At 65.0% G+C, this 25,912-nt stretch carries 19 protein-coding genes, 8 tRNA genes and 1 pseudogene; 20 read left to right on the top strand and 8 right to left on the bottom strand.

Annotated elements, in window-relative coordinates:
* Positions 1 to 61: 61 nt before the first annotated feature.
* Positions 62 to 859 (top strand): HD-GYP domain-containing protein, encoded by a 798-nt coding sequence (locus tag RA164_RS09325; protein ID WP_329740576.1) that lies wholly within the window; start codon positions 62 to 64, stop codon positions 857 to 859.
* A 12-nt stretch (positions 860 to 871) separates the two neighbouring features.
* Here the strand turns inward: RA164_RS09325 and aat are convergent, their stop codons facing one another.
* From aat to trxB, 3 genes are all read right to left on the bottom strand, one after another.
* Positions 872 to 1,603: a leucyl/phenylalanyl-tRNA--protein transferase gene (aat, locus tag RA164_RS09320; RefSeq protein WP_329740575.1), complete on the bottom strand. Its 732-nt coding sequence runs from the start codon at positions 1,601 to 1,603 to the stop codon at positions 872 to 874.
* On the bottom strand, positions 1,600 to 2,739 hold the full coding sequence (locus RA164_RS09315; protein WP_329740574.1) for a GNAT family N-acetyltransferase: 1,140 nt from the start codon (positions 2,737 to 2,739) through the stop codon (positions 1,600 to 1,602). The genes aat and RA164_RS09315 overlap by 4 nt, the downstream gene beginning before the upstream one ends.
* A gap of 76 nt (positions 2,740 to 2,815) precedes the next feature.
* Positions 2,816 to 3,781: a thioredoxin-disulfide reductase gene (gene trxB, locus RA164_RS09310; protein ID WP_329740573.1), complete on the bottom strand. Its 966-nt coding sequence runs from the start codon at positions 3,779 to 3,781 to the stop codon at positions 2,816 to 2,818.
* Between the two features lie 201 nt (positions 3,782 to 3,982).
* Here trxB and ald point away from each other — a divergent pair, with 201 nt between their 5' ends.
* From ald to RA164_RS09290, 4 genes are all read left to right on the top strand, one after another.
* Entirely contained in the window at positions 3,983 to 5,047 is a 1,065-nt protein-coding gene (ald, locus tag RA164_RS09305) for an alanine dehydrogenase (RefSeq protein ID WP_329740572.1), read from the top strand.
* Positions 5,048 to 5,079: 32 nt separating this feature from the next.
* On the top strand, positions 5,080 to 7,407 hold the full coding sequence (locus RA164_RS09300) for a DNA translocase FtsK (protein WP_329740571.1): 2,328 nt from the start codon (positions 5,080 to 5,082) through the stop codon (positions 7,405 to 7,407).
* Between the two features lie 85 nt (positions 7,408 to 7,492).
* Positions 7,493 to 8,149, top strand: coding sequence for an outer membrane lipoprotein chaperone LolA (gene lolA / locus RA164_RS09295; protein ID WP_329740570.1), 657 nt, complete (start codon positions 7,493 to 7,495; stop codon positions 8,147 to 8,149).
* Positions 8,150 to 8,155: 6 nt separating this feature from the next.
* On the top strand, positions 8,156 to 8,833 hold the full coding sequence (locus RA164_RS09290) for a YoaK family protein (protein ID WP_329740569.1): 678 nt from the start codon (positions 8,156 to 8,158) through the stop codon (positions 8,831 to 8,833).
* 27 nt (positions 8,834 to 8,860) lie between these two features.
* Here RA164_RS09290 and RA164_RS09285 read toward each other — a convergent pair whose 3' ends face one another.
* Positions 8,861 to 12,013: a diguanylate cyclase gene (locus RA164_RS09285; protein WP_329740568.1), complete on the bottom strand. Its 3,153-nt coding sequence runs from the start codon at positions 12,011 to 12,013 to the stop codon at positions 8,861 to 8,863.
* Positions 12,014 to 12,113: 100 nt separating this feature from the next.
* Between RA164_RS09285 and RA164_RS09280 the strand changes: the two genes are divergently transcribed.
* The 4 genes from RA164_RS09280 (at position 12,114) to RA164_RS09265 (ending at position 15,262) form a co-directional block, all read left to right on the top strand.
* Complete coding sequence (locus RA164_RS09280; RefSeq protein ID WP_329740567.1) at positions 12,114 to 13,454, top strand: replication-associated recombination protein A; 1,341 nt, start codon at positions 12,114 to 12,116, stop codon at positions 13,452 to 13,454.
* A gap of 114 nt (positions 13,455 to 13,568) precedes the next feature.
* Positions 13,569 to 14,849 (top strand): serine--tRNA ligase, encoded by a 1,281-nt coding sequence (gene serS, locus RA164_RS09275; RefSeq protein WP_329740566.1) that lies wholly within the window; start codon positions 13,569 to 13,571, stop codon positions 14,847 to 14,849.
* A 230-nt stretch (positions 14,850 to 15,079) separates the two neighbouring features.
* Positions 15,080 to 15,169, top strand: a tRNA-Ser gene (locus tag RA164_RS09270).
* A gap of 6 nt (positions 15,170 to 15,175) precedes the next feature.
* Positions 15,176 to 15,262 (top strand) — tRNA-Leu (locus RA164_RS09265).
* A 150-nt stretch (positions 15,263 to 15,412) separates the two neighbouring features.
* Here the strand turns inward: RA164_RS09265 and RA164_RS09260 are convergent.
* A complete protein-coding gene (locus RA164_RS09260; protein ID WP_329740565.1) occupies positions 15,413 to 15,775 on the bottom strand; it encodes a hypothetical protein in 363 nt (120 codons plus the stop codon).
* Between the two features lie 315 nt (positions 15,776 to 16,090).
* Between RA164_RS09260 and RA164_RS09255 the strand changes: the two genes are divergently transcribed.
* Entirely contained in the window at positions 16,091 to 16,837 is a 747-nt protein-coding gene (locus RA164_RS09255) for a response regulator transcription factor (protein ID WP_329740564.1), read from the top strand.
* A complete protein-coding gene (locus tag RA164_RS09250) occupies positions 16,834 to 18,699 on the top strand; it encodes a sensor histidine kinase (RefSeq protein ID WP_329740563.1) in 1,866 nt (621 codons plus the stop codon). Before RA164_RS09255 ends, RA164_RS09250 begins: the two co-directional genes overlap by 4 nt.
* Before the next feature lie 57 nt (positions 18,700 to 18,756).
* Here the strand turns inward: RA164_RS09250 and RA164_RS09245 are convergent, their stop codons facing one another.
* Complete coding sequence (locus RA164_RS09245) at positions 18,757 to 19,452, bottom strand: VIT1/CCC1 transporter family protein (RefSeq protein WP_329740562.1); 696 nt, start codon at positions 19,450 to 19,452, stop codon at positions 18,757 to 18,759.
* Positions 19,453 to 19,802: 350 nt separating this feature from the next.
* Here RA164_RS09245 and RA164_RS09240 point away from each other — a divergent pair, with 350 nt between their 5' ends.
* The 9 genes from RA164_RS09240 (at position 19,803) to RA164_RS09200 (ending at position 23,773) form a co-directional block, all read left to right on the top strand.
* Complete coding sequence (locus tag RA164_RS09240) at positions 19,803 to 20,768, top strand: LysR substrate-binding domain-containing protein (protein WP_329740561.1); 966 nt, start codon at positions 19,803 to 19,805, stop codon at positions 20,766 to 20,768.
* A 41-nt stretch (positions 20,769 to 20,809) separates the two neighbouring features.
* Positions 20,810 to 21,955 carry a pyridoxal phosphate-dependent aminotransferase gene (locus RA164_RS09235; protein WP_329740560.1) on the top strand — a complete coding sequence of 382 codons (1,146 nt, stop codon included), beginning with the start codon at positions 20,810 to 20,812 and terminating at the stop codon, positions 21,953 to 21,955.
* Complete coding sequence (locus RA164_RS09230) at positions 21,943 to 22,746, top strand: amidohydrolase (protein ID WP_329740559.1); 804 nt, start codon at positions 21,943 to 21,945, stop codon at positions 22,744 to 22,746. The genes RA164_RS09235 and RA164_RS09230 overlap by 13 nt, the downstream gene beginning before the upstream one ends.
* 134 nt (positions 22,747 to 22,880) lie before the next feature.
* Positions 22,881 to 22,957, top strand: a tRNA-Arg gene (locus tag RA164_RS09225).
* Positions 22,958 to 23,107: 150 nt separating this feature from the next.
* Positions 23,108 to 23,184 (top strand) — tRNA-Pro (locus RA164_RS09220).
* 23 nt (positions 23,185 to 23,207) lie between these two features.
* A tRNA-Arg gene (locus tag RA164_RS09215) sits at positions 23,208 to 23,284 on the top strand.
* Between the two features lie 21 nt (positions 23,285 to 23,305).
* Positions 23,306 to 23,382: transfer RNA gene (locus tag RA164_RS09210), tRNA-His, on the top strand.
* A gap of 14 nt (positions 23,383 to 23,396) precedes the next feature.
* Positions 23,397 to 23,472, top strand: a tRNA-Lys gene (locus RA164_RS09205).
* Between the two features lie 215 nt (positions 23,473 to 23,687).
* Positions 23,688 to 23,773, top strand: a tRNA-Leu gene (locus RA164_RS09200).
* Between the two features lie 99 nt (positions 23,774 to 23,872).
* Here RA164_RS09200 and RA164_RS09195 read toward each other — a convergent pair.
* Both RA164_RS09195 and RA164_RS09190 read right to left on the bottom strand, forming a co-directional pair.
* Positions 23,873 to 24,682 (bottom strand): tyrosine-type recombinase/integrase, encoded by an 810-nt coding sequence (locus tag RA164_RS09195; protein ID WP_329740558.1) that lies wholly within the window; start codon positions 24,680 to 24,682, stop codon positions 23,873 to 23,875.
* 714 nt (positions 24,683 to 25,396) lie between these two features.
* Positions 25,397 to 25,911 (bottom strand): annotated as a pseudogene (locus RA164_RS09190) (transposase); the annotation flags it as partial.
* Between the last annotated feature and the right edge of the window lies 1 nt (position 25,912).

The following is a 25,912-nucleotide window of genomic DNA, read 5'->3' as shown; positions in this document are numbered from 1 at the left end:
TGACCCGATGGCAGAATGGGCGGATGCGCGAAACCAGCGCACACGATTCAGGGTCCTCAGCTTGACAATCAGTCCGCAACTGCGCACCACCATCACCTATGTCGTCATTTCCGCGATATGGATCTGGCTGTCCGACCTGGTACTGGATGCACTGGTGCACAATCCGCGTCACCTGACCTCGCTGCAGAGTGCCAAGGGCTGGCTGTTCGTGCTGGCGACGGGCGTCATGCTGTACGGGATGATCGGGCATACCGTGCACCGGATGAGCGCGGTCAACCGCAAGTTGCTGGAGGGCAACGAGCAGTCGCTGCGGGTGCTGGTCAGCGCGATGGATGCCCGTCACAAGGAAACCGGCGACCATTCGAGCCGGGTGATGCGCGTGACCGAGGGCATGGCGCGGCTGGTCGGGCTGGAAGGCAAGGCCTTGCGCGACCTGCGTTTCGGCGCGCTGCTGCACGACATCGGCAAGCTGGCGTTGCCGGATGCGATCCTGATCAAGCCGGGCAAGCTCGATGCCGACGAAATCGCGGTGATGCGGACCCATCCGCGGATCGGTCGCGACATGCTGCTGCAGGTCGACTTCCTGCGCGACGCCGTGGACATTCCGTACTGCCATCACGAGCGCTGGGACGGCGAGGGCTACCCGCAGGGACTGCGAGGCGAGGCCATTCCGCTGGCGGCCCGGATCTTCAGCGTGGTCGACGTGTGGGACGCGCTGAGCAGTGCCCGCGTCTACAAGCCGGCATGGCCGGAAGATGAAGTGCTCGATCACCTGCGCAGCGTCGCCGGCCAGCAGCTCGACCCGCAACTGGTCGAGCTGTTCCTGGGCCACTACGACGAACTGAAGGCGCTGGCCTAGCGCGCTGCCGGATCAGGCGTCAGGCAGCAGTGCCGCGACCGGTTGTCGATGCTGCGTGCGCCAGGCCTGCGGATCGGGCGGCATGCCGGTACAGCGGGTGGCATGGTCCAGGAACATCTGGCGTGGCATTTCGAGTGCGCCCAGCGACAGCAGGTGGGGATTGCTCACCTGCGCGTCGAGCCACGGGTATCCCCACCGGCGCAGGCACGATGCCAGAGCCATCAGGGCAACTTTCGAGCCGTTGCTTTCGCGGCTGAACATCGATTCGCCGCAGAACAGTCGGCCGATCGCGACGCCATAGATGCCACCGACCAGCCGTGTGCCGTCCCAGACTTCCACGCTGTGGGCATGCCCCTGCGCGTGCAACCGGACATAGGCGTCGATCATGTCCGGCACGATCCAGGTGCCGTCGTCGTCTCCGCGTGGCGCGGCGCAGGCCTCGATCACCTGGCCGAAGGCGTGGTCGACACTGAACTGCCAGGGGCTGTGCGCCAGCATGCGGCGCAGGCTGCGGTTGGGGTGGAGTGCGGCCACGTCGAACACGCAGCGCGGATCGGGCGACCACCACAGGACCGGTTGCCCCTGGCCGTACCAGGGAAAGATGCCGCGCGTGTAGGCGGCCAGCAGGCGTGTAGCCGAGAGGTCCCCGCCGAAGGCGAGCAGTCCGTTCGGTTCGGCCAGCGCGTGCGATGGGTCTGGAAACGCATCGGGTCGGGCGAGATCCAGCTGAGGCAGCCGGATCATCGGCTACGGTCCGCGTAGGGGCTATGCGACGCCAGTTCGTCGGCGTAGTCGTCGATGGCTTCCGCTTCGCGCAGCAGCGCGGTGTGCACGGCGGAACGGAAACCTTCATCGGCCAGATAGTGCCGCGAATGCGTGCGTACCGGCAGGAAGCCCCGGGCTAGCTTGTGCTCCCCCTGCGCACCCGGCTCGAAGCGCTTCAACTGGTGGGTGATGGCGTATTCGATGCCGCGGTAGTAGCACAGCTCGAAATGCAGGCCCGGAACTTCCTCGATGGCACCCCAGTAGCGGCCATAGAGCGTGTCGGTGCCCCGCAGGAACAACGCCATGGCGACCAGTGTGTCGCCGTCGCGGGCCAGCGCCAGCTGCGCGGTTTCGCCCATGTCGCGCAGGCCGGTGAAGAAGGCGGGCGTCAGTGCCGCATGGTTGCCCTTGGCGTCGAACGTGGCCTGGTACAAGGCATGGACCCGGCGCCATTCGTCCAGATCCAGCGAGTGGCCTGCGCGCCATTCGAGCTGCAGACCGGTGGCAGCGACCCGTGCCCGTTCCTGGCGGATGTTTTTGCGCTTCTTGTGATTGAGCGCAGCCAGGAAGTCGTCGAAGCTGTGCCAGCCCAGGTTATGCCAGTGGAACTGGACGTCGGTGCGGCACAGCCAGTCCTCGTCGAACGCTTCGGCGTCCGTATCGGGAAGAAAATTGGCATGCACGGACGACAGGCCCAGGTGATCAGCCTCATCGCGCATGGCCTGTATCAGCGCGCGCTGCAGGACTGGCGCCAGCGGGCCGGCGCCCGCGAGCAGGCGCGGCCCGGTAATTGGCGAATAGGGGATGGCGTTGAGCAGCTTGGGATAATAGTCGCCGCCCGCACGCTCATAGGCGGCGGCCCAGCTCCAGTCGAACACGAACTCGCCATGCGAGTTGCCCTTCAGGTACAGCGGGGCTGCGGCGACCAGTCGCCCGTTTTCGTACAGGCCCAGATGGTGCGCCTGCCAGCCCCATTCGGGTCGGATGCAGCCGGCATGCTCCAGCGCCTGCAGGAAGGCATGCGCAACGAAGGGCGAGCGGCCGTCGTGCAGGGCGTCCCAGTCGGCCTGGGGGATTTCCCCGATACGGGCATGAAAGCGTGCGGCCAGCGGCATGTGGTGCTCGGTCCCGTGGTGGTCCCGTGATGGGGTGGCCGGCGCGCCTGTACGGGCACGCCGGCCGTGGGCGGGATCAAACGGCTGGCGTCTGCTGCTCCAGCCAGCGCTCGGCGTCCAGCGCGGCCATGCAGCCGAAGCCGGCCGAGGTGATCGCCTGGCGATAGACGTGGTCGGCCACGTCGCCGGCGGCGAACACGCCGGGAGTCGAGGTCATGGTGGCCATACCTTCCTGCCCGCTCTTGATCTTCAGGTAGCCGTCGCGCATGTCCAGCTGGCCTTCGAAGATGCCGGTGTTGGGGGTATGGCCGATCGCCACAAAGAAGCCGGTGGCCGCGATGTCGCGGGTGGCGCTGCCGTTGACGTCCTTCACGCGCACGCCGATCACACCGGAGTCGTCGCCCAGCACTTCGTCGATCACATGGTTCCAGACCAGCTCGATCTTGCCGGCGGCGGCCTTCTCGAACAGCTTGTCCTGCATGATCTTCTCGGCGCGCAGCTTGTCGCGGCGGTGCACCAGGTAGACCTTGCTGGCGATATTGGAGAGGTACAGCGCCTCTTCCACGGCGGTGTTGCCGCCACCCACCACCACCACTTCCTGCTCGCGGAAGAAGAAGCCGTCGCAGGTGGCGCAGGCGGACACGCCCTTGCCCTTGAACTTCTCCTCGCTGGCGATGCCGAGGTATTTGGCGGTGGCGCCGGTGGCGATGATCATCGCGTCGGCCGTGTACTCGCCCGAGTCGCCCTTCAGGCGGAACGGGCGCTGTTTCAGGTCCACGCTGTGGATGTGGTCGAACACCATTTCGGTGTTGAAGCGTTCCGCGTGTTCGGCCATGCGCTGCATCAGCGCCGGGCCCTGCAGGCCTTCCACGTCGCCCGGCCAGTTGTCCACTTCGGTGGTGGTCATCAGCTGGCCACCCTGCTGCAGGCCGGTGATCAGGGTCGGCTTGAGGTTGGCGCGGGCGGCATATACCGCCGCCGTGTATCCGGCGGGGCCGGAGCCGAGGATCAGCAGGCGGCAGTGTTTGGTGGTGGTGCTCATGCGTATAATCCTTGGGTTTGCTGTCAGCCTGGTCGGCCATTCGCTGCCCGGTCGCGCGGGGTTACCTCCGTGCCCGGAAAGCGCCGGAACCCGAAAGAATGGGGAAGTCCGGCAGCCGATTCAAGGCGCAGCGGTCGATACCACTGCAGCGGCCCGGCCGTTGTGGCGTTTCAACGTGCATATCCCACAGGATGCTTCCCCATGCGTATCGGTATTCCTTCTGAAACCAAGACCCTCGAAGGGCGTGTCGCTCTCGTTCCCGCCGCCGCCGCCGATCTGGTGCGTCGCGGACACGAGGTGTTCATCCAGGCCGGCGCCGGCGAGAAGAGCGGCTTCTCCGACGAGGCCTACATCAAGGAAGGCATCAAGATCGTGCCGGATGCCGCCGCGCTGTACGAGGCGGGCGAGCTGATAGTGAAGGTGAAGGAGCCGATCGCCGGCGATCTGGCCCTTCTGAAGAAGCATCACCTGCTGTTCTGCTATCTGCACCTGGCGGCCGAGCCGGCACTGACCAAGAGCCTGCTCGACATCGGCCTGACCGGTGTGGCGTTCGAGTCGGTGGAAGAGAACGGCGCGCTGCCGCTGCTGTTGCCGATGTCGGTGATCGCCGGTCGCATCGCCACCCAGATCGGCACCACGTTGCTGCATCGTCCGCAGGGCGGCAAGGGCAAGCTGCTGGGCGGCATGGCGGCCACGCCGCGCGGCAAGGTGGTGGTGCTGGGCGCGGGCGTCGCCGGCGGCAATGCCGCTGCGCTGGCGGCCGAGGCCGGTGCCAACGTGGTGGTGTTCGACAAGCGTCCGGACCGCATGGAAGCCATGCGCCAGCTTGGCCCGAACGTCACCGGCCTGTACGCCTACGAATCCAGCGTGGCCGAGGAAGTGCGCGATGCCGACCTGGTGGTCGGTGCGGTGCTGATCCCCAGTGCCAAGGCGCCGCGCGTGCTCACCGAAGACATGATCAAGTCGATGGAGAAGGGCAGCGTGGTGGTGGACATCTCGATCGACCAGGGCGGCTGCTTCGAGACCTCGCGTCCGACCACCTGGGCCGAGCCGACCTACGACGTCCACGGCGTGACCCACTTCTGCGTGACCAACATGCCGGGCGCGGTGCCGCAGACCTCGTCGCTGGCCATTTCGGCCGCGATCCTGCCGTATGTGCAGCGTCTGGCGGGCGGCAATGAATGGCGCGAGTTCGAGCCGCTGAAGAAGGGCATCAACGTGGACGGCGGCAAGCTGGTGCATCCGGCCTTGCAGGGCGTGGTTTAATCGCTCCCGGGTTCAAGAGGAAAGCGACCACGGTGCCGCGTAGCGCAAACGCAAGGAAAAACACGGAAAAGGCGGGCTTGAGCGACGAGCTCAAGCGCCGCCTGCGCGAGGCCGGCGCGCTGCTGCTGCTGCCGCTGGCCTTGTTCCTGCTGGTCTGTGTGGCCAGTTACAACCCCGCCGATCCGGGGTGGTCGCATGCGGGGGCATCGGCGCAGGTGCACAACCTGTGCGGCACCGTCGGTGCGTATGTCGCGGACCTGCTGCGTTACCTGTTCGGTGGCGTGGCCTATTGTTTCCCGCTGCTGCTGCTGTTCCTTGGCGTGCAGGTGTTGCGCCATCACGGCGAGAGAAACGCGCACCCGTGGGAGTCGTCGATGCGGCTGGCCGGGTCGGTGTTCTTCTTCTTCACTGCGCCGGCCCTGTGCACGCTCAATTTCCCCGAGAGCGCGATGGCCCCGGAAGGTGCCGGCGGCGTGATCGGGCATGCCGTGGGCTACGGCATGGGGCGTGCCTTCGGTCACGAAGGCGCACCGCTGTTGTTGCTGGCCGTGTTCCTGATCGCGGTGACGCTGGCCACCGGGCTGTCGTGGTTCAAGGTGATGGACTGGACCGGGCAGGCCGTGTTGCAGGTGGCGGCATGGCTGGGTGGCCGCCTGCGCGCCATGCCCGACCGGCTGGCCGCGCGCCAGGCACGCGCCGAGCGCGAAGTGGTCAAGAAGGTCGAGGCGGTACGCCAGGCCAAGCGCGAGCCGGTACGCATCGAGGCACCGGTGGCACCGGTGGCGAAGAGCGAGCGTGCCCGCGTGGAAACCCAGATCCCGCTGTTCACCGGAGCGTCCGCGCCGGGTGAATTGCCGCCGCTGTCGCTGCTCGACGAAGCGCCGGAGCAGGGGCCGGGCTATTCGGAAGAGACCCTGGAGGTGCTGTCGCGCCAGGTCGAGCTGAAGCTCAAGGATTTCCGCATCGAGGCCAAGGTGGTCGGCGTCTATCCCGGCCCGGTGATCACCCGCTTCGAGCTGGAGCCGGCAGCCGGCGTGCGCGGGTCGCAGGTGTCCAGCCTGGACAAGGACATCGCGCGTGGCCTGTCGGTGGTCAGCGTGCGCGTGGTCGACGTGATTCCGGGCAAGAACGTGATCGGCCTGGAGATTCCCAACACCCGCAAGCAGATCGTCTACCTGTCGGAGATCCTGCGCTCGGACAAGTACGACCAGATGAAGTCGCCGCTGGCGCTGGCGCTGGGCAAGGACATCGGCGGACGCCCGGTGGTGGCCGACCTGGCCAAGATGCCGCACCTGCTGGTAGCCGGCACCACCGGTTCGGGCAAGTCGGTGGCGGTGAACGCGATGGTGCTGAGCCTGCTGTACAAGGCCAGTCCCAAGGACGTTCGCCTGATCATGATCGACCCGAAGATGCTAGAGCTCTCCGTGTACGAGGGCATCCCGCACCTGCTGGCGCCGGTGGTCACCGACATGAAGGAGGCGGCCAACGCACTGCGCTGGTGCGTGGCCGAGATGGAACGCCGCTACAAGCTGATGGCCGGCGTGGGCGTGCGTAATCTGGGCGGCTTCAACAAGAAGGTCCGTGAAGAAGAGAACAAGGGGCAGCCGCTGCTGGACCCGCTGTTCCGTCCCAATCCCGAGATGCCGAACCTGGTGGCCGAGCCGCTGGAGCCGCTGCCCAATATCGTGGTCATCATCGACGAGTTCGCCGACATGATGATGATCGTCGGCAAGAAGGTCGAGGAGCTGATTGCCCGCCTGGCGCAGAAGGCGCGCGCCGCCGGTGTGCACCTGGTGCTGGCCACGCAGCGCCCGTCGGTGGACGTGATCACTGGCTTGATCAAGGCCAATATCCCCACCCGCATCGCCTTCCAGGTGTCGAGCAAGATCGACTCGCGCACCATTCTCGACCAGTCCGGCGCCGAGGCCTTGCTGGGTCATGGCGACATGCTTTACCTGCCGCCGGGTACGGCCACGCCCGAACGCGTGCACGGCGCTTTCGTCGACGACCACGAGGTGCACAACGTGGTGGCCTGGCTGAAGGCGCAGGGCGAGCCGCAGTACGTCGAGGGTGTGCTCGAGGAAGTGCAGGCCACCGCCGACGGCAAGTTCATCAATGAGTCGGGCTTGCCGCAGGACAGCGAAGAGGGCGGCGACGCCGATGCGGTGCTGTACGACAAGGCCGTGGCCATCGTCACGCAGACCCGGCGCGCCTCGATCTCCGGCGTGCAGCGGCACCTGCGCATCGGCTACAACCGCGCCGCGCGGCTGATCGAGCAGATGGAGGCCGAAGGCGTGGTCAGCGCCCCGCAGCACAACGGTAACCGCGAAGTGCTGGCACCACCCCCGCCCAAGCATTGAGCCTGGCGGGCAGGGCCGGCGCCGGTGGGCGATCGGTTAAGCCGCAGCGCTTACAATGCACGGACCGCACTTCCCCCTGGTTACCATGAAACGTCTACCGATCGTCGTTGCCGCATGTCTCTTCCCGCTCGCGGTGCTGGCCCAGTCGGCCGGCCCGGCGCGCGCGCGCCTGGACGCCTTCGCCAAGGGCCTGCATTCGCTGACCGGGCACTTCACCCAGACCCTGACCAATGCCGATGGCCAGTCGGGCCAGACCAGCTCCGGCACCCTGGCACTGGAAGCGCCGCGGGAGTTCCGCTGGGACACGCAGACCCCGTACAAGCAGGTCATCGTGGCCGATGGTCGCCGCGTCTGGCTGTACGACCCGTCGCTGGAGCAGGTCACGGTGCGCAAGCAGAGTGTCGAGGAGGCACACAGCCCGCTGACGGTGCTGACCGATGTCTCGCTGCTCGACAAGAGCTTCAAGGTGACCGAGGAGGGCGAGCGCGATGGCCTGCAATGGCTGCGGCTGACGTCCACCGCGAAGGACCCGCAGTTCGCCTTCGCCGACCTCGGGTTCGATGCCCACGGGCTGGCGCGCATGATATTCCGGGACCAGCTTGGCTCGACCACTGACATCCGGTTCTCGGACCTGAAGCGCAACGTGGCCATTCCGCCGCAGACCTTCAGCTTCATGCCGCCGAAGGATGCCGACGTGATCGGCGATGTGCCGGTGCTGACCACGCAGCCGCTGAAAGACTGACGCTTCATGCCGATCCTGCGTCAGTTGCCGCGCTGGGCCTGGTTCGGCGGTGGCCTGCTGGCTCTGATCGCCGGCAGCATCAATGCCGTGGGTTACCTGTGTTTCCGGCACCAGCCGGTCAGTCATCTCACCGGCACCAGTACCCAGCTCGGCATGTCGCTGGCCCGGGGCGACGTGGGCGAGGTGCTGCACTGGGGGCTGACCATCCTGTCGTTTCTGGTCGGGGCGGCATCGAGTGGTTTCATCGTGCAGCAGCGGACGCTGGAGCTCGGTCGCCGCTACGGTGTGGTGCTGGTGCTCGAATCGCTGCTGCTGTTTGCTGCCACCTCGCTGATCCACCGCCACAATGTCGTGGGCATCTATCTAGCCGTCGGTGCCTGCGGCCTGCAGAACGCCATGGTCAGCACCTATAGCGGCGCCACGTTCCGCACGACACATGTGTCGGGCATCTTCACCGACCTCGGCATCTACATCGGGCAGCGTCTGCGTGGCGTCGATGTGGACATGCTGCGTATCCATGTCTGCCTGCTAGTGGCGGGTAATTTCATCGCCGGATCGGCGCTGGGCGCCTTCGGGTATGCCCTGATGCGCGAACGGGTATTGTTGATTCCGGCCACCATCACGGGTGTGGTCGGCGTCGTGTATGCGCTTTACCGCCACCTGTTCCTAGGGCGGACGGCCTGAACCAGGGCGGGAGTACGGGGCGCTGTTTCAGGATGCGGCGAGGCTGCGGTTGCGGCCGGCGTGCTTGGCCTGGTACAGCGCGTGGTCGGCGCGCGAAATCCACTGCTCCAGTGACTCGCCGCTGTGATAGGCGGCTACGCCGAAGCTGGCTGTCGAGCGGATCATCACATCTTCGTGGCGGGTGTTGCTCGCGGCGAAGTTCGCACGGATGCGCTCGGCGAACTGGAGGCCGGACTCGCGCGTGGTGTTGGGCAAGCAGACGATCAGTTCCTCGCCACCGTAGCGGCCCACGAGATCGGTCTGGCGACAGTATCTGAGGATAGAGTTGATGGCGTGGCGGATCACCGCATCACCGGCGAGATGGCCGTAGGTGTCGTTGATCTGCTTGAAGTGATCCAGATCGAGCAGCACGATGCAGGCATTGCCGTCGCTGGTGTGTTCGCGGATGTTCTCCGCAAGGTCCAGGAAGCTACGCCGGTTGTAGACCCCGGTCAGTGGATCGGTGCTGGCCAGTTCGGCGAGCCGCTGGTTGGCGACCTGCAGTTCGCGCGTGCGGTCATCGACCTGCCGTTGCAGACGTATGGACTGCTTGCGCAGGTAGAGCGTGCGCAGGTGCACCATGCCCAGCACCAGGCCACCCAGCAGCAAGGCCAGCAAGGCGTTGAACCAGTCCCTTTCATACCAGCGGGAGGGCACGATGATCGGAATACTGGTTTCCACCGTGCGCGTGTGCATACTGTGCGTGGTGGCCCGCAGCTGCAGGGTGTAGTTGCCGAAGGGCAGGTAGTTGTAGAGCGCGATGGGCAGGCCGCCACGCGGGATGTGGGTCCAGCTTTCGTCCAGTCCCTTCATGCGGTAGCTGTAGGAGGTATTGGATACCGAGCGGTAGTCGAGCAGGGCGAAGTCGACCTCCATGCTGCGCTTCTTCCCCAGCCGGATCGGATGACCGGGGGCGGGAAGGTCGCCGGAGGGGACCGGGCGGCCGCCTTCGACCGCCTGGGTAACGGCCAGGTCAGCAGGCGGGTTGGGGCTGGACGGGTGCCAGTCCGGACGGATCACGGTCAGGCCGTTGAGGCTTCCGAACAGCAGGGCACCATCGAGCGAACGCGCCGCCGCGGCATAGATGTAGCTGGTGGTGTGCAGCCCATCGCGCGTGCTGAGATAACGGACCTCACCGGTCTGTCCGCTGACCCGTGCCAGCCCGTTGAGCATGCCCAGCCAGAGATGGCCCTGCGAATCGGCTACCGCGGCATTGACGTGGCGGTTCGCATGGCCCTGCTGCAGATCGATCTGGCGGAAGCGCAGCGGCTCGCCCGGCCTGTAATGGTCGATCACACCGATGCCGTCGTAGGCACCTACCCAGAGGCGTCCGTCGTCGTCCTCCGTCACCGCGCTGACCGTGTCGCCGGGAAGGCTACTGGGATCGCCGGGGGTGTGCTGCACGTTCTGGAAGCCGCTTTCCTGGGTCACGCTGTCGGCAATGCTGATGCCGCGTGTGGTGACGTACCAGATCTGCTTGCCGATCGGCACGATCTGCCGGACGACGTTGCTGAGCAGGCTGCCTGGCGTGTGCTTTTCATGCGTGAAGTGGTGCAGGGCGCGGGTGCGGAGGTTGTAGCGGTAGGCGCCTTCGTAGGTGCCGATCAGCAGATCGTCGCCCCGGCTCAGCAGGCTGAGGACCGGTTTGCCATCAAGCGCGGGAATCGCCGAGTCCTCGATCGAGAAGTGGTCCGGGTCGATCCTGGCGACCCCCAGCGTACCCACCCAGATCGAGCCATCAGGCGATTCGGTCAGTGTCTGGACGTCACGTCTCAACTGGCGGCCCTGCAGCTGCAGGTGTCGTATGTCGCCTGCATGCAGATCGATCACGTCGATCTTGCCGGCGGCCAGGCCAAGCCAGATCCGTCCACGCGTATCCACGTGGATGCTGCGGACGTTGTTGTTCGCCAGCCCGAGACTGGAATGCAGCCCGGGCAGGATGGCGAAGGCGGTGCCGGCGCGGGTGTCGTGCCGGGCCACGCCCAGATCGGTAGCCACCCAGATATTGCCGGAGCGGTCTTCCATCAGGTCGCGCACTGAGTTGCCCGGAAGCGAGGAAGGCCGGGTCAGGTCGTGGTCGATCCGATGTAGCGACGATGCACCGGGCGTGTAGGTGAGTACGCCGCTGCCGTCCGTGGCGATCCACATGGTGTCGCCCACTTCGAGAAAGTCGCGCACCGTCGGTTGGCGTGCCAACCCCTTGTAGCCGCTGAAACCGGGCAGCGTATGCCAGTCTCCCTTGGCATCGAGGTACACCGCGCCGGCCTGCACGCTGCCGACCCAGAGGCGCCCTTCGCGGTCTTCCCTGATCGCCCATATCTCGTCGTCGAGCACCGTATCCACCGCGCCGGCCGGATGCGGCGGGCGGACGAAGCGGGTGGAGCCCGCGCGGCGCACGAACAGGCCGCGGTTGTTGCCCAGCCACAGGTTGCCGGCGCGGTCCTGGTAGACGCAGAAATTGCGCTGCGACAACTGCGCGCCGGTAGCGACGTGGGTGATGCGGTTGTGCCGCAGGTCGAGGTGATCCAGCCCGTCGTTGCTTGCTATCCACACGCCGCCGGCGTGATCCGATGCTAGCCCGTAGATCTTGCCGTCGAGGCTGCCGTCGACCCGCAGCGCATAGGTGTGGAAGCGGCCCGTGGCGGGATCGAGCCGGCTCAGGCCGCCGGTATTGGTGCCGACCAGCAGGCCGCCATCGGGCAACGGCAGCAGTGCACGGACATAGGCGTCGTGCAGTCCGGAGTCATCGTGGGCGGTCGGTTCGATCACCTGCATGCGGTAGCCGTCGTAACGGACCAGACCGCCCATGGTGCCGATCCAGATCAGGCCACGCCGATCCTGCGCCAGCGCTGTGGTGATCGAGTCGGGTAGCCCTTGGGCGATGCCGATATGCGCAAACCTGGGTCTGATGAACGGGGTCCAGACGCTGTTCTTCGCATGCGCGGTCGCGGTGGCGATGGTCAGTAGCAGCAACAGGGCCCAGGCCGCACACCGGGCCAGCGAGACGGCGCGCGTGGCCGGGGAGCCGGCATGGTTGCGATGGGACGGGGCAGGCTCCTGTGCCACAGGCAGGGCGGTAGTTCGCTGCTTTCGGTGCTGCAACTCCATCGCGTCTGCCATCACCTTCCAGCTGGGAACCATGTTCGATGGGCGCATAAGATAGTGGCGCAAGCTTCGGGCAAGATTACCCCGAAATACCATCAGGGCCATCCTAGTCGCCGGTCTCGATTTATGATGGGGCATGCATCCCACTACCTCGAACCACATGCCGGGTCTTTTCGGCGAGCCCGATGCATTGAAGCCCCTGGCCGAGCGCATGCGCCCCCATGCACTGGATGAAATCGTCGGCCAGCAGCGCCTGGTCGGGCCCGGTCGGGCCCTGCGCCGCGCGCTGGAAGCCGGGCGCATCCATTCCATGGTGCTGTGGGGGCCGCCCGGTTGCGGCAAGACCACCCTCGCACTGCTGGTGGCCCGCTATGCCGATGCCGATTTCCGCGCCATCTCGGCCGTGCTCTCGGGCTTGCCCGAGGTGCGCAAGGCGTTGGCCGAAGCCGAAGCCAACTTCGCGCAGGGACGCCGCACCGTCCTTTTCGTGGACGAGGTCCACCGCTTCAACAAGGCGCAGCAGGACGCGTTCCTTCCGCATGTCGAGAAGGGCGTGATCCTGTTTGTCGGCGCGACCACCGAAAACCCGTCGTTCGAACTCAACTCGGCCCTGCTTTCGCGTTGTCGCGTGCACGTGCTCGAAGCGGTGTCGCCAGCCGATATCGCCGCCGCCCTGGCGCGGGCGCTGGTCGACCGCGAGCGGGGACTGGGCGAGCTGGAGCTGCAGGTGGACAGCGATGCCCTCGACACCATCGCCCAGGCGGCGGACGGCGATGTGCGCCGGGCGCTGACCCTGCTGGAAATCGCCGCCGAACTGGCCGAGGACCAGCGCATCGACGAGGCCACCCTAACCCAGGTGCTGGCCGATCGCACCCGTCGCTTTGACAAAGGCGGCGAGCAGTTCTACGACCAGATCTCGGCGCTGCACAAATCGGTGCGCTCGTCCGACCCTGATGCGGCGGTGTACTGGCTGTGCCGCATGCTCGATGGTGGCTGCGATCCGCTCTACCTGGCCCGTCGCCTGACCCGCATGGCGGTGGAGGATGTTGGTCTGGCTGAGCCGCGCGCATGGCGCATGGCGCTGGATGCCTGGGACACCTACGAACGCCTGGGCTCGCCCGAGGGCGAGCTGGGCCTGGCGCAGCTTGCCATCTGGCTCGCCGTGGCGCCGAAGAGCAATGCCGCCTACAAGGCGTTCAACCAGGCCCGGGCCGTGGTGCGCGAGACCGGCACGCTGGAGGTGCCCATGCACCTGCGCAACGCGCCGACCCGTCTGATGAAGGGGCTCGGTTACGGCAAGGGTTACCAGTACGACCACGATGCCGAAGGCGGCGTGGCGCTGGACCAGCAATGTCTGCCCGACGACCTCGACGGTACCGTGTTCTACGAGCCGGTCGAGCGCGGACTGGAGCTGAAGCTGCGCGAGAAGCTGGAGGCGCTGCGTGCCGCCCGCCGCGAGGCTCGCCGCAAATCCTGAGCGGGTTCGGCCGCATGTGCGCGTGCGCGGGGTGGCCCGGTCAGCCATCCTGCGTTGCGGCCAGCGGGGCGGGGCGGCGATAATCGACCGCCATGTTTGTCACCGGATCACGTCATGCTTGACCCCGCCCTGCTGCGCTCGCGCCTTGCCGAAACCGCCGCACGCCTGAAGGAAACCCGCGGTTTCGATCTTGACGTTGCCGCTGTCGATGCGCTGGAGGGCTCGCGCAAGCAGCTTGCGACCGAGACCCAGGAGCTGCAGAACCTGCGCAACACCCGATCCAAGGCGATCGGACAGGCGAAGGCCAAGGGCGAGGATGTGGCGCCGCTGATGGCCGAGATCGCCGGCATCGGCGACAAGCTCAAGTCCAACGAGCAGGCACTGGCCGAAGTGCAGGCCCGGCTGGCCGACATCGCGCTGGGCATTCCGAATCTGCCGCACGAGTCCGTGCCGCTGGGCAAGGACGAGAACGACAACCAGGAGATCCTGCGCTGGGGCACGCCGCGCAGCTTCGACTTCGAGGTCAAGGACCACGTCGACCTCGGTGCCCGCCACGGCTGGCTCGACGCCGACGCCGGCGCCAAGCTTTCCGGTGCGCGCTTCACCGTGCTGCGCGGACAGCTGGCGCGCCTGCATCGCGCGCTGGCCCAGTTCATGCTGGACCTGCAGACCGGCCAGCACGGTTACCTCGAGTGCAACGTTCCGCTGATCGTCAATGCCGACAGCATGCAGGGTACCGGCCAGCTGCCGAAGTTCGGCGAAGACCTGTTTTCCACCGAAGTGGCCGAGACCACGCGCTACCTGATCCCCACCGCGGAAGTCGCGCTGACCAACCTCGTGCGCGACTCCATCGTGGAGGCGGGCGAGCTGCCGATGCGGCTTACCGCCCACTCCATGTGCTTTCGTGCCGAAGCAGGCAGCTATGGTCGCGACACCCGCGGTATGATCCGCCAGCACCAGTTCGAGAAGGTGGAGATGGTGCAGCTGACCACGCCCGAGCAGTCGTTCGACCAGCTCGAGGAAATGGTCGGGCACGCCGAAGCCGTCTTGCAGAAGCTTGGCCTGCCTTATCGCAAGGTGCTGCTGTGCACTGGCGACATGGGCTTCACCTCGGCCAAGACCTACGACCTGGAAGTGTGGCTGCCCAGTCAGCAGACCTATCGCGAGATTTCCAGCTGTTCGAACTGCTGCGACTTCCAGGCCCGTCGCATGCAGGCGCGCTGGCGCAACCCGTCCACCGGCAAGCCGGAACTGCTGCACACCCTCAATGGCTCCGGTCTGGCGGTGGGCCGCACGCTGGTGGCGGTGATGGAGAACTTCCAGAATGCGGACGGCTCGATCAGCGTGCCCGAAGCGCTGCAGCCCTATCTGGGCGGGCAGACCAGCCTCGCATAAGTTGGCGCATCGGCTTCGGCTACATGCCTCGGGACTCGGCAAGATCGTTTGTCGGTACGCAGGCTGCGTTCGCGAATGATCCCATCCAGCCGCACCAAGACCGCAGGCGTGCGCGATGCGAGGCCGGTTCCTGATAGCATGTAACGCAGCGAGCGCCGATGCTTCCGGCCTTGCAGGGGGCGAGTTCAACCGTCGCGCAGCAGGGCTCGGGTTCCTGCCTGTCGACAAACGGAGAGATGGCCGAGTGGTTTAAGGCAGCAGTCTTGAAAACTGCCGTAGGTGCAAGCCTACCGTGGGTTCGAATCCCACTCTCTCCGCCACCATCCGCCCGGATGGCGAAACAGGTAGACGCAAGAGACTTAAAATCTCTCGGGGGCAACCCCATGCCGGTTCGATCCCGGCTCCGGGCACCATCAAGTCATCTCATGCAGTCCAGCCATGTCGTCCAGGCGGTGTCGCAATCTGCGAACCGATCGGCATGGTGTTCCGACGCATATCCCTCAAAGCGACGGCGTCACTGGCAGCCATGATCGCCAGGATCAGCGCGTCCAGAAGGGCACTGCTCAGCCGTGGATCGGCAGGTCCGTCACCTGGTTGCCGCGGGTCACCGGGATATGGGTCTGGTAGTAGTACTTACCGGTGGTGTGGCCGTTGTCCATGAACAGTATCTTCACCTGACGCGCGGCGCCTACGACGACGATGCGGTGCCCTTCCAGCGTTTTCGCAAGGGGACCGCCGAGGCGCGCACGCAGTTGCGCTTGCGCGTTCGGATAGAGCACGACGGAGACGTTGCGCTGGTCGCGATAGTCACGCTGCGAGTCAAGGTAGACCAGCCCCTTCGCATGGCCCACGCTGCGCACCACCAGGGTGTAGCGCCCGGGGACGCCATACGGCGCGGCGGCGGCAGCCCGATCAATGGCCTGCATCGGACAGATGCCTTGTGAGGTTCCGCAAGGCACCTGGGGTGCGGTAGCGCAGGCGGACAGCAATGCAACCAGACTCACGGCGATCAAGGAGCGTGCTTTCGTTGGCATATGTCCCTGTCCTTTAGCCTGTTTGTACCCGGATCGCGGCGACCTGGTTCCTTGCTGGAAGCCTAGCTGAATCCTGTGGATCGTTGGTTACATAACCCAATCGCCTGCGCAGTTTCGGCTGGCTGCTTATTCCCTCGAGAAGCTCGACTAGCTGCCAAGTGACGCTCGCCGGTTCCCGGTCGCGTTGGTGCGCGAAAGCCCTTAGGATTGGACGTCACTACTTTACCGGTCTATGGAATGGTCCCCATGTCGGACGCCGCGGTCATCGAACTCGTTCCCGCCTTGATCGTCGAAGACATGCCGGCCACGCGCAGCTATCTGGAGAGCCTGTTGCGGGACGTGTGTGGAAACCAGGCCGATGGAGACACAGTCGATATCGTCACCGTCGGGACGCTTGCAGACGCACACGCATTCCTGGAATCCACGCCACGTGCCTTCGTGCTGGTGGACATCGGCCTGCCCGACGGCAACGGCGTGGACCTGGTGAGCTGGATCAGCGAGCGTTACCCGCATACCGTCTCGGTGATCGTGTCGGCATGGGGTGACGAGACTACCGTTCTTGCCGCGCTGCGGGCCGGCGCGACGGGTTACATCTTCAAGGAGTCCGACACATCGGAAATGCGGGCCGCACTGCAAAGCGTGCAACGTGGCGGAGCTCCGATCGATCCTTTCGTGGCGCGACACATCCTGGCGTTGCTGTCGCCGGATCCTGTCTTGCCAGGGCCGCGCCCTGGCGGCCCTTCAGACCAGTGCCCGCTGGACCAGCTGTCCAGTCGAGAAAAGGAAATTCTTCAGTTGGTCAGCAAGGGACTGAGCAACCGGGAAATTGCCGAATCAACTGGCTTGTCTCGGTTCACGATCGAGGGTTATACCAAGACCATCTACCGCAAGCTTGCGGTGAACTCACGCACGGCTGCCGTGTTCGAGGCCAAGGCGCGGGGCATCCTGCGTTGACACGCTTGTCCTGGCGGCTTGGCCTGCTGTTGTGCGGCCTGCTGGTTTGCCTGGGGCTGCATGCGCAGCCGCAACCCGGGGCGGTTGCCACACTGGTCCGGGCCGAGGCGGTCGCCACCGGCTGGTATGCCGATGCACCGCCGGCGACGGGCTGGGTCAAAGTCACGCTGCCCGAGTTATGGACCCGACGCTGGCCACATCACGATGGTGTGGTGTGGTACCGCCTGCGCTGGAACCAGGCCAGCACCGACCAGCCGATCGGTCTGCTGCTGGACTATGTCTGTCTGGCCGACGCGGTATGGGTCAACGGCAGCCTGGTCCACCGCGATGCCCACCTGGTCGAGCCGCTCTCGCGCCGGTGGATCACGCCGCAGTATTTCATGCTCGACAAGCCCTTGCTGCGCAATGGCGAGAACACATTGCTGGTGCGCGTGTCGGGGCTGGCGGACTATCAGCCCGGGTTCGGCACGGTGGAGCTCGGCCCGCCCCGTCTGGTGGGTGCCATGTATCGGCGCGAAATGTTCTCGCGCTTCTACATCCACCTGTTCAACTTTGCGATCAGTTTGGTGCTGGGCGTGCTGTTCATGATGTTCTGGCTGCTGCGGCGCAAGGAAAGCCTGTTCGGCTGGTATGCGCTGACCACCTTGCTGGGCGCGGGCTATGCCTGGAATTTCGTGGCTTCGGGCACTTGGCCATTTGCCAGTACTGATGCGTGGGAGGCCATGGTGACGGCGATGTTCTGCGCCTCCGGAACCACGTTCTGCATTTTCCTGCTGCGTTTCTGTGGGCTGCGCTGGCGCCGCACGGAGTACACGCTGCTCGCGGCCGGTGCGTTTGCGCTGGTGGCCGCTTTGGTTGCCCCGCATATCGTGGGGCCGTGGCGTAACGTGCTCGTCCTGCCGGCTATTGCCCTGGACTACACATCCACCGTGATCTTCATTGTCTACGCGGTGCGTACCCCGCGCGTGGATGTACGCGTGGTCGCGGTCTGCCTGTTGGTTCCACTGCTGGTCTCGGTGCTCGACCTGTTTTCGTTCATGCAGTGGGCAAACAGCAGCAACTACGACCTCGTTGCATTGACGTCGCCGTTGACGCTGGTCGGCATGGGGTTCGCCGTGGCATGGCGATTCTCGCAGGCCATGCGCAGGGTCGAGGGCTTTAATGCCGAACTGTTGCGTGAGATTGATACAGCCACCGCGCAGTTATCTGAAACCCTGTCACGCGAACACGCACTCGCCTTGACGAACACGCGCATTGCCGAACGCCTGAACCTAGTGCGTGACCTGCATGACGGATTCGGCGGCAGCCTGGTCGGTGCCATTGCCGAACTCGAACAGCAGTCCTCGCCCGAAGCCGGACGCATGGTGACTCGATTGAAGGAGCTACGTGACGATCTGCGGCTGGTGATCGATACGACCATGCATGACGCCCAGGCCGATCTGGGTCATCTGCTGGCCCCCTTGCGGCATCGCTGGAGCCAGCGTCTGCTGCTGGCCGACATCGATAGCTGTTGGCGTGTCGATGGCCTGGACGCGTGTTATCTGGGGCCGGCCCGCAGCCTTGATTTCATGCGTTTCCTGCAGGAGGCGCTGACCAATGTGTTCAAGCACAGCGGAGCGTCGACGGTGACCATCGAAGCCCGACGGTGCGATGGCTTTCTGCAGATCGATGTCCGCGATGATGGGCGCGGCTTTGAACAGGGAGCGGGCCGGGAAGGCGCCGGGCTGGCCAGCATGAAGGCCAGGGGTACACGGCTTGGTGGCCATCTGACCATAGAGACCGCAGCCCGCAGCGGAGTGAGCCTGCAGCTGTCGATTCCGTATAACGATGGCAGGACGCTGCCTGCCGAGGCCGGTGCCTGACATTCCCGGCGAGTCGAGTGACGCTTGCTGGGCTTATGTCTGATCTGGAGCCGGGGGTCAGCCGGCACCGCCGAACAGCATGCCGACACCGGTGGTAATGGCCATCGCCAATGCGCCCCAGAAGGTGATGCGCATGGCGCCGGTGCGGACATTGGCGCCGCCGGTGCGCGCGGCGATGCCGCCAAGCACGGCGAGGAAGACCAGTGCGGTGACGAAGATCCATGCCAGCAGACCATGGACCGGGGCCATGGCCGCCACCGCAAGCGGCAGGGCGGCTCCGACCGCGAAGCTGGCGGCTGATGCCGCGGCGGCCTGCAGCGGGCGCGCCTTGAGTGCCTCGGTGATGCCAAGCTCGTCACGCATGTGGGCATCGAGAGCGTTGTGCGCCATCAGTTGCTCGGCGACCTGGCGTGCCAGTTGCGGGTCGAGCCCGCGCTCGACATAGATCGCGGCAAGCTCCTTGTGTTCGCCCTCCGTATCGCTGTCCAGTTCCTTCTCCTCGCGTTCCAGCTCAGCCTTCTCACTGTCTGCCTGGGAGTGCACCGATACATATTCGCCCGCGGCCATGGACATGGCGCCGGCAACCAGTCCTGCCGTTCCGGCAATCAGGATGGCGGGCTGGGTGGCGTGGGCCGCGGCCACGCCCATCACCAGACTGGCGGTGGACACGATGCCGTCGTTGGCTCCAAGCACGGCGGCACGAAGCCAGCCTATGCGGCCGGTGACATGGCGTTCGCGATGGCGGTGATACATGGCTGGCTTCCTTCTCGTCATGTTGCGCAGATACAGGGTACGCCCTGCATCGGCCATCCGGCGACGATGGCTGTATAACCTTATCCCGCAGGGCTTTCAGCCTGGCTCTGACGATGCTGCTGCCGGGCGATGCTGCGCGCTGAATCCTCGATGGCGATGCTGGCCGGGGGCAGGGTGGGCGCTTCGGGTTGGAGGTATAGTGCGACAGGTATGTCAGGGGGCGCCTCACGGGTCACGGGTGCGTCCGTTTGCGTTGCCGGAGCGGCTTTTGGCATATCGTCAGGCCGGGCCGATGACGGCGGGAGAAACTTCCGGACATCCTTGTTCGTGATTCTTGCCAGGAAACCATCATGACGGTACTCGACGGGGCGTTGCAGGATCTCAACGACCTGTATTTCTTCGCGGCCGTGGTGGACCACGGCGGATTTTCGGCAGCGGGCCGCGCGCTGGGCATACCCAAGTCCCGGCTGAGCAAGCGGGTGGCGCAGTTGGAGGACCGGCTGGGCGTGCGCCTGCTGCAACGGACGACCCGGCGCTTCGTGGTCACTGAAGTCGGCGAACGTTTCTACAGCCATTGCCGGGCCGTGCTGGAAGAGGCTCGCGCGGCACAGGAGGCCGTCGACGAGCTGCGTGCCGAGCCGCGGGGAGTGGTGCGTATCACCTGTCCCGTGTCGCTCGCCCAGACCGTGCTGGCCCGCGTATTGCCGGACTTCATGGTGCGATACCCGAAGCTGCAGGTGCGCGTGCAGGCGACCAACCGACGGGTGGACCTGATCAGCGAGGGGATCGATCTGGCGATACGCGTGCGCACCAAGCTGGATACCGACGCGAACATGATCGTGCGCAGCTTCGGCCTGTCGCGGGTGTTGCCGGTGGCCAGCCCGGTCCTGCTCAAGGCGCACGGTCGCCCGGAACAGCCCGCCGACCTTTCGCGCCTGCCCGCCCTGTCGATGCAGGAACACGAGGGCGCGCAGATATGGGAGCTGATCGACGCCGATGGGCAGCGCGTCAATGTCGAGCTTCAGGCGCGCCTGATCAGTGGTGATTTCGCGGTGTTACTGGAGGCGGCGCGGCGCGGAATGGGGGTGACCATGCTGCCCGAGTTCGTGTGCGCGCCGGCCATTGCCCAGGGGGAGCTCGAGGTGTTGTTGCCCGAGTGGAGCGCCCCGGACGGCACCATGCATTTCGTCTATCCGAGTCGCCGCGGCATGTTGCCTGGTGTGCGCGCCCTGGTGGACTACCTTGCCGAACGCTTGCCGGAGGCCATGCGCCAGGAGCACGAGGTGTGCAAATCGCGACCGCTGGCCCCGCTGTAGGCATGCTAGGCTTTCCATTTAGCCATCCAAACGACTTCACGATGCCCATTGAAACCAAGTTGCCGAAGGTCGGCACAACCATATTCAGCGTGATGAGCCAGCTGGCGCTGGAGCACAAGGCCGTGAACCTGGGGCAGGGCTTTCCCGATTACGAGCCGCCACTGGCGTTGCGCGAGGCCGTTACCCGCGCCATGAGCGATGGCTGCAACCAGTACGCGCCAGGTATCGGGCTGGCCTCGCTGCGCGAGCAGATCGCGCTCAAGACCATGCGCCTGTATGGACGCAAGGTGGACCCGGCCACCGAAGTCACGGTCACATCCGGAGCCACCGAGGCGCTGTTTGCCGCCATCGCGGCAATCGTGCGTGCCGGCGAAGAAGTGATCGTGTTCGACCCGGCCTACGACAGCTACGAGCCGGCGATCGAGCTGCAGGGCGCACGGGCGGTACACATTCCGCTGACGGTGCCGGACTTCTCGATCGACTGGCAGAGGGTGCGCGATGCGGTCACGCCGCGCACTCGGATGATCCTGGTCAATACGCCGCACAATCCGTCGGGTGCGGTGCTCTCGGCGTCCGATCTCGATGAACTGGCCGAGATCGTGCGCGATACAGGCATCGTGGTGTTGTCGGACGAAGTCTATGAGCACATCGTCTACGACGGCGCGTTGCACCAGAGCGTGCTGCGACACCCCGAGTTGGCCGAACGCAGCATCGTGGTGTCCAGTTTCGGCAAGACCTACCACTGCACCGGCTGGAAGGTGGGCTATGCGGTGGCGTCGGCTGCGCTGTCGGCCGAATTCCGCAAGGTGCACCAGTACCTGACCTTCTGCACCTTTCACCCGGCGCAGGTGGCGTTCGCGGCATTCCTCGCCAGCCATCCGGAGCATTACCTGGAATTGCCGGCTTTCTACCAGGTCAAGCGCGACCGCTTTCGCGAGCTGCTGAAGCCGTCCCGGCTGAAGCTTCTGGACGTGCCGGGCGGTTACTTCCAGTTGGTGGACTACTCGGCGATCCGCGACGAGGACGACCAGGCATTCTGCCAGTGGCTGGTGGTGCATGGCGGGGTGGCGGCGATTCCGTTGACGCCGTTCTGCGAGACGCCACCGGGTACACGTTTGCTGCGGCTTTGCTTTGCCAAGAACGATGCAACGCTTGAAGCGGGAGCGGAGCGCCTGTGCAGACTCTGAACGTAACCCTGGTGCAGGGCGCCACGCGCTGGCACGACGCGCCGGCCAATCGCAGCTACTACGGCGACCTGGTGCGAAGTGCGGCCGGGCAGAGCGATTTGATGGTGCTGCCGGAAACGCTGCTGTCCGGGTTCAGCAACGACACCGGCGTCAGTGCCGAGGACATGGACGGCGAGGGCGTGGCGTGGATGCGTGCGCTTGCCGCGGAGGTGGACGCGGTGATCTGCGGCAGCCTGGCGATACGCGAGGGCGGCACGGTGTTCAATCGCCTGTTGTGGATGCGGCCGGATGGTACGCACGAGCAGTACGACAAGCGCCATCTGTTCCGCATGGCCGGCGAGCATACGCGCTACGGCAGTGGCAGCGAGCGCTTGATCGTGACACTGAAGGGATGGCGCATCCTGCCGCAGGTCTGCTACGACCTGCGCTTTCCCGTGTGGCTGCGCAACCGTCGCCTGGAGAACGCGGCCGGAGGCATGGACTATGACCTTGCGCTGTTTGTCGCCAACTGGCCGGCGCCACGCCGGCAGCCGTGGCGTACCTTGCTGCGTGCACGCGCGATCGAGAATCTCTGCTGCGTGGTCGGCGTGAATCGTGTCGGTGTCGATGGCAACGAACTGCCGTATGCCGGCGACAGTGCCGCGATCGATCCGCTGGGCGAGCCGTTGCTGGAACTCGGTTCGCAGGAGCAGGTGGCAACAGTTCGCTTCGATCCGGCAGCGCTGCTCGCGCATCGCGAACGCTTCCCGGCATGGATGGATGCGGACGACTTTACGTTGCTGTCAAGTTGAACGCGTCGTGCAACACAGTGAAAAAAAATTGCAAAAAGTGTTGACGAAGAAGCCTCGAATCTGAATAATTCCGCCTCTCGCTTCGGCGCTTTCCACTCAACGGGGATCGCGGTCGATGCAGATGTTTTTACAGTGCGCCCGTAGCTCAGTTGGATAGAGTACCAGGCTACGAACTTGGTGGTCGGGAGTTCGAATCTCTCCGGGCGCACCATTTTTTTGCAGTATTCCGCAGGCAGTTGACCGCATGCGGAGCCGGACGAAAGTTTGAAGTTCGGTGTGCTTCGATACGGATTGACTGGGCGAAGTGTCACCCGTAACATTCGAAAGCTTCGGTAAGCGAAAGTGGTCGAAGAGTTCGAGGCGGGGTATAGCTCAGTCTGGTAGAGCGCCAGCTTTGGGAGCTGGATGTCGGGGGTTCGAATCCCTCTGCCCCGACCAGCAGGCGTTATGCTTGATACCAAGCGCCTGTAGCTCAACCGGATAGAGCATCGGCCTTCTAAGCCGACGGTTGCAGGTTCGATTCCTGTCGGGCGCGCCACTACAACGTGTTGTTTTTATGGTGGGCGTAGCTCAGTTGGTTAGAGTACCGGATTGTGATTCCGGTTGTCGTGGGTTCGAATCCCATCGTCCACCCCAAATTTGAAGTTTCAGGGCCGTTAGCTCAGCTGGTAGAGCAGTTGACTCTTAATCAATTGGTCGTAAGTTCGAATCTTACACGGCCCACCAAACTGGACGAAGGCCCGCGGCAACGCGGGCCTTCGTTTTTTTATCTGCGACAGCCTCCATGCGCTTGTGCTGCGCGGTCTTGCAACCGTAAAATGGCCTGCTTTCGTGCAAGGGAATCATCGACTTAGCAAGGGCGTGCGCAGGGTGGAGCGAATGGCTTGGCAAGCCAGCCATCGATTCTGTGATGCGGGCATGGCCGGCTGGGCGTTGGGAATGCGAAAGTGGCGGAACTGGTAGACGCACTGGATTTAGGTTCCAGCGGCCTTGTGTCGTGCGGGTTCGAGTCCCGCCTTTCGCACCAGATGATTCCTTGAATAATCAGTAACTTAAAACTGGAAAACTCGCAACAATTTACAACCGGAAACGTCTTTCTGTCTCCCAGCGTTGCAACATCGGACAGTTAGGTACCGCGAGTCCTCAGTTTCTCCAGGCCAACGGCTGCCGCCGTGAGCTGATGCGTCGCCAGGTGGGTGTAGCCGTCCGTCGTGGTGATGACCGAGTGGCCCAGCCACTCCTTGACGATCTTCAGATCAACCCCTGATTCCAGCAGGCGCGATGCGCAGGTGTGGCGCAGGGAGTGGATCACGCAGTCGCGGCGAGTGATTCCAGCCGCCGCCTTGGCCCTCGTCCAGATGTCATGTGCCCGGCGTGCGTCTAGGTCAGCGAACGGGCCGCCCTTGACCCCCTTGCAGGACTGAAGGGACTCCAGCGCCTTCTGAGTGAGCGGGACGCTGCGAGGCTTGCCGGTCTTAAGGGCCTCCGGCCGGAACAGCTTGAGCATGGGGTCACCGCCCTCCGGCCTAGACACCTCGACCCACTGCAATCCCAGCGCCTCCCCGAGACGCAGACCGGTCTCGACCAGGAACGTGAACAGCACGTAGTAGCGGTGGGCGTCCCTCTTGCGGGGTATCCCGCCCTCCGGGCCGAGCCGCACGGTGTCGAGCGCGAGCACCTGGGCGAAGATGGCGCCCTCGTCGGTGCTGGACATGAAGTATTGCCTGGCACCGCGCTCCTTGGGCTGGCGGATCTTGGGGAAGTGGTCAGGGGCATCCTCCCATTCATCCGTCAGCGCGATGTTGAACATCCGCCGCAGGCAGGCAAGATGCCTGTTCACGGTGGCCGGCGCGGACTGCTCCCGGTCGAGCATGTAGGTAATGAACGCCTCGATGTCCCGCCGCGTGATCGATGACAACGGCGTGTCGGCCCCCATGACGTCCTACATCTTCCGGCAGAGGATTGCGTAGCCGTGGTTCGACTTCAGCCCTCGCCAGCCCGTAGGAGAGCGCAGGCAGCGGTCAAAGGCCCCTTTCAGGGTTTTCATGGTAGCACTCAGGCAGCCGCACGGATTCGGATGGTGCGCGCCGGGATTTCCAGCGTGTACGCATGGGCGACTGTGGGCGACTGGCGAAAACTACAGATCAGGAAAAGCACGGACGCAACCACGCGCAGCAGGCCGCAAGGTGGCCTGTCGTGGCCATGAGTCGTCGCGTGGTGCCTGCTGTGGTCATGCGTGGTGCCGGCTTGATACCAGATCGAGCGCGCTAGCTGGCCAATCAATCACTTAGCGGGCCGGGTGCCGCTGTGGGTGCCACGGTGCGGGCTGGAGAAGGAAGCGCGGACGGGCGGGTGAGTGCCTTTTCGCGTGTGCGGGCGCCTGGGGGCACGGGGGGCGCGCGTTGCTCTAAGTCTGATGCCCCAACGGAAATTTTCGGCAAACATTTCAGCCGGGGTAGTCTCATGTCCCGCGAGGCCCCTGGAAGGTTCACCGTTAGCACCAAGAAGGGCCTCGCGGGGTGTGGGGGATACGTGGGTAGCCCTACTTGGTGGTGCAGTCCCCCAGGACGGTACGGTAGACGTCCTGGGGGACTGTAGTGGGCGTCTTGTAGATCACGGCGACGTACTGAAGATTCTTGATTCGGACAGACAACCGCTCCACACGCTTGTAGTTCACCGGCTCGCCGCCCTCCTGCCGAAGCTTCAGGTGGATCATCCCCACGCCGTAGCGCGTGTGCCGCTGCGCCAGCTCCACGATCCGCCGTCGCAGCACCACGTTGCGGTCCGGCTGCGCCTGATAGCGGTACGCGCTGGCGCTCATGCCCACCACGCGCAACGCGCACCGCTCGCTCAGCCCCTTGTCGATCATCTGGCGCACCAACGCGCGTCGGGCCGGTGCGCCTACGGTTTTTTTCGCAGGACGTCCTTGATCACCTCGTTCTCAAGCATCTGCTCAGCCAGCAGCTTCTTCAGCCGCGTGTTCTCCGTCTCCAGCTCCTTCAGGCGTTTGGCGTCCGGCACGCTCATGCCGCCGAACTTGCTGCGCCACAGGTAGTAGGAGGCCTCGCTGAAGCCGTGCTTGCGGCACAGCTCCTTGATCGGCAGGCCGGCATCCGCCTCGCGCAGGAAGCCGATGATCTGTTCTTCGGAAAAGCGCTTTTTCACG

The organism is Dyella sp. A6 (assembly GCF_036320485.1).
In the GTDB taxonomy this organism is placed as follows: Bacteria; Pseudomonadota; Gammaproteobacteria; order Xanthomonadales; family Rhodanobacteraceae; genus Rhodanobacter_A; species Rhodanobacter_A aluminiiresistens.
This window is presented reverse-complemented; position numbering and strand designations above follow the sequence as displayed.

Coding starts and splice junctions, on each gene's coding strand:
- RA164_RS09235 (WP_329740560.1), top strand. CDS start 20,810: ATGCCCATTGAAACCAAGTTGCCGAAGGTCGGCACAACCATATTCAGC.
- trxB (WP_329740573.1), bottom strand. CDS start 3,781: ATGAGCACCACCACCAAACACTGCCGCCTGCTGATCCTCGGCTCCGGC.
- RA164_RS09290 (WP_329740569.1), top strand. CDS start 8,156: ATGCCGATCCTGCGTCAGTTGCCGCGCTGGGCCTGGTTCGGCGGTGGC.
- RA164_RS09245 (WP_329740562.1), bottom strand. CDS start 19,452: ATGTATCACCGCCATCGCGAACGCCATGTCACCGGCCGCATAGGCTGG.
- ald (WP_329740572.1), top strand. CDS start 3,983: ATGCGTATCGGTATTCCTTCTGAAACCAAGACCCTCGAAGGGCGTGTC.
- RA164_RS09280 (WP_329740567.1), top strand. CDS start 12,114: ATGCATCCCACTACCTCGAACCACATGCCGGGTCTTTTCGGCGAGCCC.
- RA164_RS09240 (WP_329740561.1), top strand. CDS start 19,803: ATGACGGTACTCGACGGGGCGTTGCAGGATCTCAACGACCTGTATTTC.
- RA164_RS09195 (WP_329740558.1), bottom strand. CDS start 24,682: ATGGGGGCCGACACGCCGTTGTCATCGATCACGCGGCGGGACATCGAG.
- serS (WP_329740566.1), top strand. CDS start 13,569: ATGCTTGACCCCGCCCTGCTGCGCTCGCGCCTTGCCGAAACCGCCGCA.
- RA164_RS09260 (WP_329740565.1), bottom strand. CDS start 15,775: ATGCAGGCCATTGATCGGGCTGCCGCCGCCGCGCCGTATGGCGTCCCC.
- aat (WP_329740575.1), bottom strand. CDS start 1,603: ATGATCCGGCTGCCTCAGCTGGATCTCGCCCGACCCGATGCGTTTCCA.
- RA164_RS09285 (WP_329740568.1), bottom strand. CDS start 12,013: ATGGTTCCCAGCTGGAAGGTGATGGCAGACGCGATGGAGTTGCAGCAC.
- RA164_RS09315 (WP_329740574.1), bottom strand. CDS start 2,739: ATGCCGCTGGCCGCACGCTTTCATGCCCGTATCGGGGAAATCCCCCAG.
- lolA (WP_329740570.1), top strand. CDS start 7,493: ATGAAACGTCTACCGATCGTCGTTGCCGCATGTCTCTTCCCGCTCGCG.